13 protein-coding genes are annotated in these 14,171 nt (G+C 62.5%); 9 read left to right on the forward strand and 4 right to left on the reverse strand.

Going from position 1 to position 14,171, the window contains the following annotated elements:
• The first annotated feature begins 96 nt into the window (after positions 1–96).
• Positions 97–999: a LysR family transcriptional regulator gene (locus G486_RS21985; protein ID WP_051303386.1), complete on the forward strand. Its 903-nt coding sequence runs from the start codon at positions 97–99 to the stop codon at positions 997–999.
• Positions 1,000–1,058: 59 nt separating this feature from the next.
• Here the strand turns inward: G486_RS21985 and gorA are convergent, their stop codons facing one another.
• From gorA to G486_RS0110130, 4 genes are all read right to left on the reverse strand, one after another.
• On the reverse strand, positions 1,059–2,414 hold the full coding sequence (gorA, locus tag G486_RS0110115; protein ID WP_027015440.1) for a glutathione-disulfide reductase: 1,356 nt from the start codon (positions 2,412–2,414) through the stop codon (positions 1,059–1,061).
• 140 nt (positions 2,415–2,554) lie between these two features.
• The gene (locus G486_RS0110120) at positions 2,555–3,529 is read right to left on the reverse strand and encodes a Bug family tripartite tricarboxylate transporter substrate binding protein (RefSeq protein WP_027015441.1); all 975 of its coding nucleotides are present in this window, start codon (positions 3,527–3,529) and stop codon (positions 2,555–2,557) included.
• A 531-nt stretch (positions 3,530–4,060) separates the two neighbouring features.
• Positions 4,061–4,969 carry a LysR family transcriptional regulator gene (locus G486_RS0110125; RefSeq protein ID WP_027015442.1) on the reverse strand — a complete coding sequence of 303 codons (909 nt, stop codon included), beginning with the start codon at positions 4,967–4,969 and terminating at the stop codon, positions 4,061–4,063.
• Between the two features lie 103 nt (positions 4,970–5,072).
• Positions 5,073–6,293: a multidrug effflux MFS transporter gene (locus G486_RS0110130; RefSeq protein WP_027015443.1), complete on the reverse strand. Its 1,221-nt coding sequence runs from the start codon at positions 6,291–6,293 to the stop codon at positions 5,073–5,075.
• A 565-nt stretch (positions 6,294–6,858) separates the two neighbouring features.
• On the opposite strand from G486_RS0110130, the gene G486_RS0110135 reads away from it, so the two are divergent.
• The 8 genes from G486_RS0110135 to G486_RS21990 all read left to right on the forward strand — a co-directional run bounded on the left by G486_RS0110135 (position 6,859) and on the right by G486_RS21990 (position 14,160).
• Complete coding sequence (locus G486_RS0110135) at positions 6,859–7,839, forward strand: helix-turn-helix domain-containing protein (protein ID WP_169728587.1); 981 nt, start codon at positions 6,859–6,861, stop codon at positions 7,837–7,839.
• A gap of 139 nt (positions 7,840–7,978) precedes the next feature.
• The gene (locus G486_RS0110140; RefSeq protein WP_156919982.1) at positions 7,979–8,515 is read left to right on the forward strand and encodes a 2,4'-dihydroxyacetophenone dioxygenase family protein; all 537 of its coding nucleotides are present in this window, start codon (positions 7,979–7,981) and stop codon (positions 8,513–8,515) included.
• A gap of 42 nt (positions 8,516–8,557) precedes the next feature.
• The gene (locus G486_RS0110145) at positions 8,558–9,784 is read left to right on the forward strand and encodes an amino acid ABC transporter substrate-binding protein (protein WP_027015446.1); all 1,227 of its coding nucleotides are present in this window, start codon (positions 8,558–8,560) and stop codon (positions 9,782–9,784) included.
• Between the two features lie 133 nt (positions 9,785–9,917).
• A complete protein-coding gene (locus tag G486_RS0110150; protein ID WP_027015447.1) occupies positions 9,918–10,793 on the forward strand; it encodes a branched-chain amino acid ABC transporter permease in 876 nt (291 codons plus the stop codon).
• Complete coding sequence (locus G486_RS0110155; protein WP_034387226.1) at positions 10,790–11,719, forward strand: branched-chain amino acid ABC transporter permease; 930 nt, start codon at positions 10,790–10,792, stop codon at positions 11,717–11,719. The genes G486_RS0110150 and G486_RS0110155 overlap by 4 nt, the downstream gene beginning before the upstream one ends.
• The gene (locus G486_RS0110160; RefSeq protein WP_027015449.1) at positions 11,716–12,444 is read left to right on the forward strand and encodes an ABC transporter ATP-binding protein; all 729 of its coding nucleotides are present in this window, start codon (positions 11,716–11,718) and stop codon (positions 12,442–12,444) included. The genes G486_RS0110155 and G486_RS0110160 overlap by 4 nt, the downstream gene beginning before the upstream one ends.
• The gene (locus G486_RS0110165; protein ID WP_027015450.1) at positions 12,437–13,150 is read left to right on the forward strand and encodes an ABC transporter ATP-binding protein; all 714 of its coding nucleotides are present in this window, start codon (positions 12,437–12,439) and stop codon (positions 13,148–13,150) included. The genes G486_RS0110160 and G486_RS0110165 overlap by 8 nt, the downstream gene beginning before the upstream one ends.
• Complete coding sequence (locus G486_RS21990; protein WP_051303388.1) at positions 13,147–14,160, forward strand: acetamidase/formamidase family protein; 1,014 nt, start codon at positions 13,147–13,149, stop codon at positions 14,158–14,160. The genes G486_RS0110165 and G486_RS21990 overlap by 4 nt, the downstream gene beginning before the upstream one ends.
• The last annotated feature ends 11 nt before the right edge of the window (positions 14,161–14,171 follow it).

Consider the following 14,171-nt stretch of genomic DNA (forward strand, 5'->3'; position numbering starts at 1 on the left):
ACGGCACCGAGGAGATCGTGAACACGCTCTTAGAGCGTGTACCGGTGCCCTCAGGCCATGTTGGCCTGAGGTGGATGCATTTCATGGAGTGATTCCATGCTGATCAGATCATTGCGTTCGTTTCTCGCCCTGCATCGCTACGGCACCATCGTGGCTGCGGCCGAGAAGGTCCATCTGTCCCAGGCAGCGGTCAGCGTACAGCTCAAGAACATGGAGGACGAGCTAGGGCTGCCTCTGTTTCGCAGGACCAAGCGTTCGCTGGAATTCACGGCTGCGGGCAGCCAGATGGTGCCGCTGGCTGAAAAAATGGTTTCCCTCTACGAGGAGATGAAGGCCCTCAAGGGCGGCTGTCCCATAGGCGGAGTGCTGTCGCTGGGGGTCATCAACAGCGCGCTCAGCGGCGTGCTGCCCAGACTGCTCAAGGGCATGACGGAAAAGAATCCCTGCCTGGAGGTGAAGATCATTGCGGGCATCTCGGGTGATCTGCTGGCCCAGGTCGATCGTGGCACGCTGGACATGGCCATAGTCACCCAGCCGCCCAAGCGCTTTCCGACCAATCTGAGCGTGCATTATCTGTACAGCGAGCCATTTGCGCTGATCACGCCGGCAGGAGCTGGTTATGCGGATATAGGTGCGGCCCTCAAGTCATCCATGCCTTATATCGCCTTTGACCGCAGTACCTGGGCCGGCCAGCTCATAGACGAGTTCCTGCTCAGGCGTGGCGTACTCACCAAACCTTCGATGGAGCTCAACTCCCTGGATGCGATTGCAGCCCTGGTCAGGCAGGGGCTGGGTATCTCCATCGTGCCCTTGATTCATGGCGCAGCCTGGCACCAGGGGCCGGAGCTCAATATCGTGCGCCTGGCGAATTTCGAGAGGCCCGTGTCCCTGATCACCAAGACCTCGAATGAAAGAGATGTTCTGACTGCCCAGTTGCTGTCTTCGTTCGGAGAGGTGGACATGGCTCCTGCCGAGTTGCCCTCAGCGCTGTCTCCCTGAGATCGTCAACACGTTCCGAGGGGCGACAGCAGTCTTGCCGATGGGGCTGCGCGTGCGGCTCAACCGTGACGGCGGGCAGGCTCGCGCATGAGCACGAACTCTTCGGCCGATGTGGGGTGCAGGGCCATGGTGTTGTCGAAATCGCTCTTGGTTGCGCCCGCCGTGATGGCAATGGCCAGGCTTTGCATGATTTCTGGTGCATCGCCGCCGAGCATATGGATGCCCACCACGCGGTCGCTTCCGCGATCGACGATGAGCTTCATGAAGCTGCGCTCCTGGCTGCCCACAAAGGCCTTCTTCATAGGCCGGAACTGGCTGGTATAGACATCGACAGGGCCTTGTTCCATGGCCTGGGCTTCGGTCAGTCCGACACTGGCCATGGGCGGAGAGCAGAACACGGCGCTTGCAATATTGCGGTGTTCGATCTGCCTGGGCCTGGAGCCGAACTCGGTGTCCGCGAAGGCGCGGCCTTCTGCAATTGCCACCGGGGTCAGGTTGACGCGGTTGGTCACATCGCCAATCGCCCAGACCCCGGCCGCCTTGGTGCGGCTTTGAGCATCCACGGGAATGGCGCCTGCTGCATCCAGCTCTATATCCCGGCTCTCCAGCCCCAGTCCGCTCACATTGGGATGGCGGCCCGTGGCATTGAGGGCCGCCTTGGCTTGCAGGCTGGCGGCACCGCTTCTCTGCAGGGAAAAGCCCTGGCCGGTCTGCTGCAATTCCTGCATCTGTGATTCGGGCTCGAGCTTCACACCCTGGCGTTGCAGGGACTCGGCAGCCAGAAGGCGCAGGTCCTCATCAAAGCCGCGCAAGGGCAGCTTGCCCCGATAAGCCATAGTGACCTGGGAGCCCAGGCCCGCAAGAATGCTCGCAAATTCAACGGCGATATAGCCTGCGCCCAGCACCAGGATGGACTCGGGCAATTGATCGAGATCGAGTATTTCGTTCGAGGTCCAGGCCTTTTCTATGCCCGTAAAGGCTGTGCTTGTGGGTGCGCCGCCGCTGGCAATCAGAATGCGATCCGCTTCAAGGCCCTGCCCGTTGACTTCGACACGGCGTGGGCCTGCAAGACGTGCATGGCCCATGAGGACCTGGACGCCGGCGCTGGACAGCATTTGTGCATAGATCTGCTCCAGCCGCGCCAGCTCCTTGTTCTTGGCCTCGGTCCAGCGTCCCATCTCGAAGTGCGCTGCGCCGGTAGACCAGCCAAAGGATGCAGCCTCGTCCCAGATGCCGGAGAACTCGGAGGCATACATCATGAGCTTTTTGGGGATGCAGCCGCGCAGCACGCAGGTGCCGCCTATGCGGCTGGCTTCCACGAGCAGCACCTTGGCCCCATAGGATGCGGCGCGGCGCGCTGCTGCAATACCACCGGAGCCGGCGCCTATGACGATGAGATCGAATCGAGACTGCATGTTCTTTTGATGAAATTGAAAGATTTATATTCTATGGAAGCCTGAAAATCTCTGCTGATGCATGTCAATTCCTGCTGGTTTATGATTTTCAGGTTTGATATTTTGAAAAATCCGCCATTTATAAATGGCGGATTTTTTATTTACTGATTGCTGAAGTCGAGATTGGCTTTCTTGGCTGCGGAAACGTATTTGTTCAAATCCTCCACAATCTTCTGACTCATCTTTTCGGGGCTGCTGGGAGTGACCTCGATGTCAAAGCCCTCTATGCGGGATTTGACATCTGGCATGGCCAGAATCTTGTTCAAGGTGGCATTTGTCTTGTTGACGATCTCTGCAGGCGTGCCTGCAGGAAAAACCAGCCCATACCAGACCCCGACCTCGAAGTCACCGGGTACGCCGGCCTCGCCCAGATGCGGCACATCGGGGAAAGAGGGCGAACGCTTGCGTCCCGTGACCATGAGCGGGCGCAGCTTGCCCGAGGTGATGAAGGGCTTGGTGGCCGTGGTCGTGTCGATGATGTATTCGACCTCCTTGGACAGCATGGCATTGAGCGCGGGAGAGCTTCCCTTGTAAGGCACATGCACGCCCTGCAGGTTGGTGGCGGTCTTGATCATTTCGGCCGCGAAGTAGGTGCCGAAGCAGCAGGACGCATAGCTGAACTTGTTCTTGTTGTCCCGAGCTGCCGCTTCCAGCTCCTTGAAGCTCTTGTAGGGGGAGCTGTTGTCCACCGCCAGCACATAGGCGGATTGGCCGACCATGCCTATGGAGGCCAGGTCATTGATGGGGTCCATGGGAAAGTTCTTCTTGACCACTTTGTTCAAGGCAAAGCTGCTGGTCGTCAAACCCATGGTGTAGCCATCTTTTTCCGCGCGCGCGACGGTTTGCATGGCAATCACCATATCGCCCCCGGGCTTGTTTTGCACCACGACCGGCGTCTCCCACTGCTCGCCGAGCTTCTGACCTATCAGGCGTACAAGCAGGTCCGATGCTCCGCCGGGTGCAAACGGAACAATCATGGTGAGGGGCTTGCCTTTTTGTGGATAGTCCTGGGCCGTTGCAAGACCACCAGCGAACATCATGGAAATCGCGGTCAATGCCGTGAATACGCTTTTCATATTATGTCTCCGTTAATTTTTGATTAATTCTGTGAAATCTCGGAAAATCGATAATCAAGATTAAGTCAAGATTATTGAGTCCTGAGAGTGACAATATATGCGAGCCCCATGAATTTGTGATTAGCGATTGTCAATGCTCAATATCGGTTATTTTTGATCTCGGCAGGCTCCGCCGGGGCCGAGAGCAGGCTTGCGTTGAAGCTGCGGCAGGGCAACATGGCGAGACGGCTGCGAGTCAGGCGGCCCGCAGCTTTAGAACGTGTTTACGATCTCCTCGGTGCCGCGCCAGTGTCTGTGCGGGATGGGATGCAAGGCGCGACACCGCAGCAATAGCCGTGCTATTGCGAGGATTCTCAACGCTGTAGACCGCCCGCAAAGGCACTGTCCCGAAGGGTTGGAGCGAAATCGGGCTATTTTCTAGCGCTAAAGCTTGCTTGCACCCCGGTGCAAGCTGCGCCCCATCGCTTTGAACTCATCCCGATTGCGCTCCAACGCGGCAGCGTAGAGATCGTAAACACGTTCTTGGAGCCATCAGTTTCTGGTGGTGCTGTGCTTGCGCACGTCTTCCCAGAAAGCGCGTGCGACAGGCGAGAGCCTGGCCTGGTTCAGACAGGCCAGGCCTATGTAGCGCGAGGCCCCTGGATTGATGGGCTTGAACACCACGCCCGGATAGTGCTCAGGCAAGGCCAGCTTGGCAAGAATGGACACGCCACGGGATGCGGCCACGAGCTCGAGTATGGACATCAGCTGGAGCAGCTCGTAGGCCACTTTGGGTGCCATGCCGTTTTTTGCAAACAGCTTGAGCACCAGGGCCTGGGAGCCCGCACGCGTGAGGATGAAGGGCTGCTGCATCAGATCGGCAAGCTCGATCGTGTCCTGCGTGCTGAGCTCGTGGTCCTGCGGCAGCACGGCCACGAGCTCGTCCACGGCCAGGGTCAGTGTGTCGAACTCGTGGCTGGGCTTGGGCAGGGTCACCATGGCGAGCTCCACCCGGCGCTCTATGAGGTCACGCGTGGTCTCTTCGTCGGGCTTTTCGGTGACCATGACCTCGATGCCCGGGTAGCGCTGCTGAAAGCGCTGCAGCAGCGCAGGCAGGACTCTGACCGTGGCGCTGGCCCCGAAGGAGCCCAGGCGCAGCAGGCCGGTCTTGAGCTCGGCTCCGGCCTGGGCCGTGGCCTGAACGAGCTGCAGCGACTCGAAGACGTCGCGTATGTGTGGCAGAACCTGTTCGCCGGTATAGGTGAGCTTGATGCCTGTTCCATTGCGGTCCACGAGCTCGGCGCCCAGACCTTCCTCCAGTGCCCGCAGCGCATGGCTGGTGGCTGAGGGCGACATGCCGATCTTGGCACCGGCGCTGGCAATGCCTTCCGAGGAGACGAGGGACAGAAACAGCTCCAGCTGGCGCAAGGTGGGAAAATTCACGGGGGCAGGATGCTTCATTGTTGTTCTTGGGTGGGCGCCATCTTCGATCAGGACTTGCGCGGGCGATTTCTTCGGTGCTGTGCACTGCCCCAGGGGTTGGCTCCGGCCGGGGTGGTTCGTATCAGTTGGCCTCGGCGTGCCTTCCTATTTCCGGCCAGCGATGATGCAGATAAATCCATGAGGCCAAGCCGATGAGCATGAGGCTGATCGAGCCCAGGGCCAGCAGCAGGGCGGAGTGCATCACAAGGGGTGCGAGCACACCCGCCACAATGCCGTTGGCCGTGGAGCCCACGACGGCCTGCAGCGAGGAAGCCAGGCCGCGGCGCTCCGGGTGTATGTCCAGCACCAGCAGCGTGACCACGGGCACCATCATGGCCCAGCCGAAGGAGAACACACCAATGGGAATCATGGCCCAGCTGGCATGGGGAGGCCACAGCAGATTGGCTGCCAGATTCACCAGGGACACTGCCAGCATAATCACAAAACCGTGGCGTATCTGGCGCTTGGGGGGAATGCGTCCGGCCAGCCGCCCGCTGACCCAGGCGCCGGCCATGATGCCGGCGATGGAGATCATGAAGAACCAGAAGAACTGCGTGGGCTCAAGCTGCAAAAGCTCGCCCAGAAAGGCGGGGGCGCACAGAACATACAGGAACATGCCGTTGAATGGCACGCCGCTGGCCAGGGCCAGCAGCAGAAAGCGCGGATCGCTGCACAGGGTCCGATAGCCCTGCATCAAGGGCTTGATGCGAAACGGCTGGCGCATCTCCTGAGGTAGAGACTCGGGCAGGTAACGCCAGTTGATGCTCCACAGCAGAACACCGACCAGGGTCAGAAACCAGAACACCGCAGCCCAGCCCAGATGCACGAACAGCCAGCCGCCGACCATGGGTGCCAGTGCGGGGGCAATGCCGAAGAAAATGGTGATCTGGGCCATGACGCGCTGGGCCTGGGCCGGTGCAAACAGATCACGCACCACGGCGCGCGAAACCACGATGCCGGCGCCGGTGGAGAGGCCTTGCAGCGCACGGAAGAAAATCAGCTGTCCAATGCTCTCCGACAGTGCGCAACCTGCCGAGGCCAGTGTGAACATGGCCAGACCCGTGAGCACGACGGGGCGGCGCCCGAAGCTGTCGGCCAGCGCACCATGGAACAGGTTCATGAACGCGAAGCCGAACAAATAGGCGGAAAGGGTTTGCTGCATTTGCAGCGGCGTGGCGTCCAGTGCCAGGGCAATGCCGGAGAAGGCCGGAATATAGGTGTCTATGGAGAACGGCCCCAGCATGCCGAGGACGGCAAGCAGAACGGCCAGGGCCCAGAGAGGGCCTTGCCAGAGTGGATGCATAAGAGTGATGAACTTGAGTCGGCCCGCTGCTGACGGCACCCAAGCATGCCACAGTCTTCAGGGTTTGCCATGCCCGAGTGTGCAGGCCATGCCAGGCCTGGCTGTGCGGCAAGCAGGGCCTTGGCCTCTCCTGCGCAAGGGAATTCATGCTGGCTGCGGGCCTCGGATGGCGCAAGCGTCATGAGGGCTCTGTCATCCCTGTCTGTGTGCAGGCATGGGTCTTAGAACGTGTTTACGATCTCCTCGGTGCCGCGCCAGTGTCTTTGCGGGATGGGATACGAGGCGCGACACCGCAGCAATAGCCGTGCTATTGCGAGGATTCGCAACGCTGTAGACCGCCCGCAAAGGCACTGGCCCCAAGGGTTGGAGCGAAATCGGGCGATTTCTTCGCGCTGTGGCTTGCTTGCACCCCGGTGCAAACTGCGCCCCATCGCTTTGAACTCATCCCGATTGCGCTCCAACGCGGCAGCGTAGAGATCGTAAACACGTTCTTATAAGATATCCAGCGCCCCCACCGGTTTTGCTTTCAGGCATCCATCAGCTTTTGATGAAAGGTGTGGCGCATATGGTGCAGTTGCTTTCTCCTCATGGCAGGGCATCCACGCATGGGCTTGCCGTGTGCGACCGGATCGCCTACTGGGAGGCGCAGAACGCTTCGCGTCTGGTTGGTCTTAAATGCTCCACCCATGCCGAGCAGGGGCTGCTGGTGAGCAAGCTGCATTACGACCTGGGACTTGTGCAGCTGACCGAGATTCGCGGCAACCAGCATGTGATCGAGCGTCCCAGGGACATGCTCAAGACCCATCCCAAGGATTCGATCTTTGCCTGTCTGCTGTTGCAGGGCCGTGCATTTTTTCTTCAGGGCGAGGAGTGCATGGCGCTCAATGCGGGCGATGTCATCGTCTATTCCACGGACCGTTGCTATCTCTACGGCTTTGCGACGGACATGCATCAGGTGGTGGTCGAATGCGATGCCACGGACTTGCTTGGTGAGGCCTGCAGCCGGCGGCCTGCCACGGCCATCAGAGTCGACCGCTTCGAGGCCGGGTCGGTGCAGATGGCCGTGGAGCTCAAGTCGGCCGTGCTCGGCTTTTTGCAGCATCCGTCCGTGGACGAGGTGGATTCGGTATCGCTGCGCTGCCGCGCTGCCTTGCACATGCTGGTGGAAAAGCGTCCGCTCGAGGTCGAAGGCAACGAGGCCTGGCGCTGGCGCCTGCAACAGGCCGAGATCTATATTCGCGACAACCTTGACAGAAGCGACCTCGATGCGAGCGAGGTGGCGCAGGCCCTGGGTATCTCGGTCAGGCATCTGAACCGCATCTTTGCGCGCAATGAATCGAGTACGAGCGGCTGGATCTGGCGCCAGCGCGTGCTGCGCGCCGAGCAGGAAATGCAGCGCCATCTGGGACGCTCGCTGTCCCTGGGGGATTTGTCGCTGAGCCTGGGCTTTGCGAGTCAGTCGCACTTCTCACGGGTCTTCAGACGCCATTTCCATATGAGCCCCGGTGAGTACCGGCAAAAGCTGCTCTCGGGAAAGTCCGCATGAGATCGGGGCGGCAATGTCCGTTTTGGGGCAACACGGTGTCCGTTTCGGGCAAGGGAATGCGGCCCTGAATTCCTAGAATTCCTCCATTGCCGATGCATGGCGCAGCCGCCCGGATCCTTGTTCCACCGCAGGAGTTGCAATGATCGTCAAAGGTGCAGGTCAGGAGTTCTGGAGAGGCATTCCCGCCATCTCGCAGGTGTTCAAGCCGGACACCCAGCCCGAGTCCTATGTGCCGGATGCGGCCACACACGATATGCGCATGTACGCGCCATTTACCGAGACCGTGGCATCGCGGCCGCTCTGGATCTCGCCGCAGCGCAATATGTGGTGCGACATTCTTCTGGCTACCAGTGCCGGCCTGGTGAACCGCCACTACCACCCGCATGAAGTGTTCGCCTACACGATATCGGGCCAGTGGAGCTATCTCGAGCATGACTGGGTTGCGACCCGGGGGGACTTTGTCTATGAATCTCCAGGAGAAGGGCACACCCTGGTGGCCCATGAACACGAAGAGGCCATGCGCGTGCTGTTCATCGTCAAGGGCCCCCTGATCTGGCTGGACAGGAACGGCCATGCCGATGGCTATTTCGATGTGCACGACTACATCGCCATGTGTCGCACGCATTACGAAGCCGTGGGGCTTGGCGCCGCGTATGTGGATGGGCTGTTCCGGTAGCCGGTGCAGTCCTCGGTGCTTGAGAAACCGCAAGGAGGCAAGATGAGAAAGACCTATGTCAAGGCCTGCAGTCTGGCCGGGCTCATGGTGGCTGCGATGGCGATGGCGATGGCTGGTCCGGGCCAGGCACAGGAGCTGCCCAGCGAAATCCGCATAGGCTGGGCGATCTCCAAGACCGGGCCTTATGCAGGCGGTGCGAGCACGACGGTGACCCCGAACTACGAGATGTGGAAGGCGGAGCTGGAGAAGGCTGGCGGCATGGAGGTCGCGGGCAAGAAGATTCCGGTCAGGTTTTTCGAGTACGACGATCGCAGCAGTTCCGAAGAGGCCGTACGGGCCGTGGAGCGCCTGATCAACCACGACAAGGTGGATTTTGTGCTGCCGCCCTGGGGCACGGCCATGAATCTGGCCGTGGGGCCGATTCTCGACCGCCATGGCTATCCGCACCTGGCCACGACCATGATCTCGGACCGGATTCCCGAGTTGCGTGAGCGCTGGCCGAACATGTTTTTCTTCACCCTGACCTCCAGCGACTACGCGAGAGGTGTGGTGGCCCTGCTCGGCAAGATGCGCGCCGCAGGCCAGATCCAGGGCCGGGTGGCCGTGGTCAATGTGGCCGACCAGTTCGGCATAGAGCTGGGAAAGGCCGGGCGCGAGGCCTTGGACAAGGCCGGCTTCGAGCGGGTCTATGACCAGAGCTATCCCATGGGAACCCAGGAGTTCCAGCCGCTTCTCAGCGAGATCAAGCGCCGCCAGCCCGAGGTTCTGCTGGCCTTCAGCTACCCGCCCGATACCCTGGCGCTGAGCGACCAGTCGCGTGCCGTGGGCTTCAATCCCAAGGTGCTCTACACGGCCATAGGCACGGCGTTCCCGGTCTTCAGGGAGCGGCTGGGCGCAAATGCCCAGGGGGTGCTGGGTCTTGGCGGAGTCAGCGCCGAACTGCCCGTGACGCGAGCCTACCGGGAGCGCCATCTGCAGATGTTCCACAAGGAGGCCGACTACAACGGCAGTGCGGTGACCTATGCCACGCTGCAGGTGCTGCAGCAGGCGATTGCCCGCACCCGGTCGGTGGACAGAAAGACCGTCTCCGCCGATATCCGCAACGGAGTCTTTGATACCGTGGTCGGCCGGTTCAAGCTGCAAAACCGAGTGTGGAGCGAAGCCTCGCTCGTAGGCCAGTGGCAGGGCGGCGTCTTCCAGCCCGTGGCACCCGATCAGGCGATTGGCTTCAAACCCATACAGGCGCCCAAGCCGGCCTGGAAGCCGTGAGCAGCCCCCCCTGGGTCGCTTTGCGCTTTCCCCTCTCTCTGCGGAGGGGGCGATGCCGGAGCGCAAGTGGCGGCTCTTGGCTTGCATCCCTGGCCTGGCTTCCTCGGCCCGTCCGTTTTTTGAAGGATGACCCATGCCCTTGCTGGATGCGCTGCTCAACGGACTGACCCTGGGGGGCATGTATGCCCTGATCGCCATGGGCCTGAGCCTGCAGTACGGCGTGGCGCGCATCATGAATCTGGCCTATGGGCAGCTTCTGGTCGCATCGGCGTTTGCGGCCTTCTGGCTGTTTTCCAGTCATGGCCTCAGCCCCTTGCTGAGTCTGTGGCTGCTGCCGCCCCTGGGCTTTGCCTGCAACTGGCTGATCTACCGGCTCCTGTTCATGCCCCTGGTGCGTAGGGCCCGAAGCCGCAGTGCGCTGGAGGTGGACAGCATTCTGGCCAGCTTCGGCCTGTTGTTCGTGATCGAGGGTCTGGTGCTGGCGATCTTTGGCGGCAATTATTTCAACTATGCCTACCTGAGCCAGGTGCTTGTGGTACTGGGCACGCCGCTGGCCTTGAACCGCCTGCTGGCCCTGGGTTTTGCACTGCTGCTCGGCGGCTTGCTGTACGTGTTCCTGCATCGCAGTCGCCATGGCACGGCCTTGCGCGCAGTATCCGTCTCTCCGGCGTCGGCCCGGCTCGTGGCCATCGATGTGCATGCGGCCTCGGCCCTGGCGTTTGCGCTGGGTGGAGCCATGGTGTGCGCCAGCGGCGTGCTGGTTAGCATGTTTCTGACCTTTAACGTGGCCATGGGCGCGGTCTTTACCATGAAGGCCTTGATCGTGGTCATCATGGGCGGCGTGGGCAGCCTGGCTGGCTGCCTGGTCGCGGGGCTGGTGCTGGGGGTGGCCGAGAGTCTGGTGGCGACTTTCGTGGCCCCGGGACTGACCCTGGCTGCCAGCTTTGCGCTGTTCCTGGGCCTGCTGGTGCTGCGGCCCAGGGGCTTGTTCAGGGGAGCAGCTGCATGAGTCGGGGTCTGGCATGGGGCCTGGTCCTGGGCTTGCCTGCCCTGGGCGCTCTGGCAGCGCTGCCGCTGCTGCCTTGGGAGGACAGCGGCTATGCAGTGTCCATGGCCATCAATCTGCTCATGTATGTGGTGCTGGCCACGGCCTGGGCCATATTCTCGGGAACGGGCGGCTATGTGTCCCTGGCCACGGCGGCCTTCTTCGGCCTGGGCGCCTATGCGGTGGCCGTACTGGGCGGGCACCTGGCCTGGCCCTGGGTGCTGGCCTGTGCGGCCGGGGTCAGTGCCCTGGTGGCGGTCTTTGTGGGCCTTGCGACCTTGCGCCTGAGCGGTGTCTACTTCGTGATCTTCAGCTTTGGGCTGGCCGAGCTCATACGCCAGTTCGTGATCTGGTATGAGGCCAATGTTTCGGGCACCGTAGGGCGCTATGTGTTCCTCGACATCAGCCAGGCCCAGATTCTGTGGCAGCTGTGCGCGCTGACTCTGGCCCTGTTCTTTCTGGGCTGGCTGCTCGGGCGCTCCAGGCTGGGCCTGGCCATGCGCATGATTGGCGACGACGAACTGGTGGCGCGTCACTGCGGTGTGAACACGGCGCGCACCAAGCTGCTGGTGTTCGCTCTCAGCGCGGTCTTCATGGGGCTTGCAGGCGCGGTGATGGCGCCGCGCTGGACCTATATAGATCCCCAGATCGCCTTCAACCCCATGGTCTCGTTCCAGACCTTGATCATGGCCTTGCTCGGAGGCGCAGCGAAGCTGCATGGGCCGCTGCTGGGTGTGATTCCCATGGTCTTGCTGTTCGAGTATCTCTGGACCAGCTTTCCCAACTACTACAGCATTTTGCTGGGGCTGAGCTTTGTGCTCATCGTGTATCTGCTGCCCAGGGGGGTGCTGGGCCTGCTGGAAAAGTCAGCCAAGGGGGGAGGCGCATGAGTGCCTTGCTGTTGGTCGAGGCGCTGAGCTGCCGCTTCGGCGGCCTGGTGGCCGTGGATGGGCTGAGCCTGGAGCTGCATGGCGGCGAAATCCTGGGGCTGATAGGGCCCAATGGCTCGGGCAAGACCACGGTCATGAATCTGATCTCGGGCGCCTTGCGGCCGCACTCGGGCAGGGTCTGGCTGGGGGGGCGGAGCATTGGCGGTCTGCCGGCCCATGCGATTGCGCGCCTGGGAGTTGCGCGCACCTTTCAGCTGGTGCGTGTACTGGGCTCCATGAGCTGTCTGCAGAACGTGCAGGCCGCGCTGGCCTTCGGCGCCAGGCCGCTGTGGGGGCGCGAGGCTGAATCGAGCGCACACCGGTTGCTGGAGCGCGTGGGCCTGGGTGCTTTCAGCCAGGTGCGGGCTGGCGAGCTGACCTATATCGACCAAAAGAGGCTGGAGCTGGCCCGTGCCCTGGGCCTGGCGCCCAGGTTGTTGCTACTGGACGAGTGGCTGGCCGGGCTCAACCCCACGGAGTTGCAGCAGGGCATGGGCCTGCTGGCCTCGCTGCGCGATGAAGGCATGGCCATGCTCATGGTCGAGCATGTGATGCACGCGATACGCGGGCTGTGCAGTCGTGTGGTGGTCATGAGCGCCGGTGCCAGGATTGCCGAAGGTCTTCCCGAGCAGGTGCTGGCCCAGCCCGAGGTCGTGATCGCCTATCTGGGGCAGGAGCATGCTTGAGCTGAATGCTGTCGCCGTGCGCTACGGCCACCACCGGGCGCTTGAGGATGTGGGCCTGCAACTGGGCCAGGGCGAGCTGGTGGCCGTGCTGGGGGCCAATGGTGCGGGCAAGTCCAGCCTGCTCCAATGCATTGCGCGGCTCGTGGATCCCGAGCCTGGCTCCCGCCTGCGCTTCGATGGCTGCGATCTTTTGCGCCTGCAGCCGCATGAGGTGGTCGAGGCCGGCATTGCCCTGGTGCCCGAGGGGCGGGGCGTGTTCGGCGAGCTCAGCGTGCAGGAAAACCTCAGGCTGGGCGCCTATGCGAGGCGGGCCCGGGCCAGCCAGGCACAAAGCCTGGCCCGGGTGCTGGCCCTGTTTCCGCGCCTGGGCCAGCGCATGGCGCAGAGCGTGGCCACCATGAGCGGGGGTGAGCAGCAGATGGTGGCCCTGGGCCGGGCCCTGATGTCCTGCCCGCGCCTGCTGCTGCTGGATGAGCCTTCGCTGGGGCTGTCCCCCCTGATGAGCGGGGAGCTGTTCAAGGCCATCGTGCGCATCAAGGCCCTGGGCGTGGGCGTGCTCATGGTCGAGCAAAACGCGCGCAAAAGCCTGGCCATTGCCGAGCGCGCCTATCTGCTGGGCAACGGCCGTGTGCTGGGCAGCGGTGCAGCGCGCGAACTGGCGCTCGACCCTGCGGTCCAGGCTGCCTATCTGGGAGGAGGTGTATGAGCATGCTGCACCATCTGAAATGCGGGCCGCAGACCGTGGTCCGGGGCTGCCTGACGCCGCATGCCCGCCCTGTGCTGTGCATTCCCAGCGGTGACAGGGTCAGCGTGGACACCGTCAATGCTGCGGGCCTGCCCGAGCACGAGACTGAGCAATGGCTGCGCTCGCAGGGCATCGAATCCGAAGGCGCGGTGCTGGAGTTGCTGGCCATCTTGCGTGCCCATGAACCCGGGCCGGGCCCGCATGTGCTCACGGGGCCGGTGGCGGTCGAGGGCGCGATGCCCGGAGATGTCCTGTCCGTGGAGGTGCTGTCGGTCACGCCCAGGCCACCTTTCTTCGGGCTCAATTTCAGCCGACCGGGAGCCGGCAGCCTGCCCCAGTTGCTGAATGCACCCTGGCGCAAGCTCATGGCCATCGATGCCGCGCGGCTGAGCGCCTTCTTCAAGCCCGGTCTGGAGCTGGCGCTGGCCCCCTTCATGGGCATCATGGGCGTGGCACCGCGGGAAGCCGTTTCGTCGACGGCGCCCGGCCTGTTCGGCGGCAACCTGGATCTGCGCGACCTGCGGCCCGGCGCCAGGCTCTATCTGCCGGTGCAGGTGCCGGGTGCCTTGTTCTATACGGGTGATGGCCATGGGCTGCAAGGGCATGGCGAGGTCAACCTCACGGCGCTGGAATGCTCCATGAACTGCGAGCTGAGATTCGTGCTGCACAAAGGGCGCACCCTGGCCGGGCCGCTGGCCGAAACCGTGGACGACTATCTGGTGCTGGGCCTGGATGCGGATCTGGAGCGGGCCATGACCCAGGCGGTGGCCCGCAGCGTGGCCTTGCTGCAATGGGTTCTGGGAGGCCCGGCAGCCGAGGCCTATGCACTGTGCAGCCTGGTTGCGGACTACCAGGTCACGCAGTTCGTGAACGGGGTCAAGGGCGTGCACGCGCGCATCTCCAAGAGCCGGCTGCCCAGCCCCGGCAGGCGCAGGCAGTGGTATTGGGGCCTGCCCCCCATGGCGATATGAGGGGGGCAGGC

This window comes from Comamonas composti DSM 21721, from assembly GCF_000429845.1.
GTDB classification, from domain to species: domain Bacteria; phylum Pseudomonadota; class Gammaproteobacteria; order Burkholderiales; family Burkholderiaceae_C; genus Comamonas; species Comamonas composti.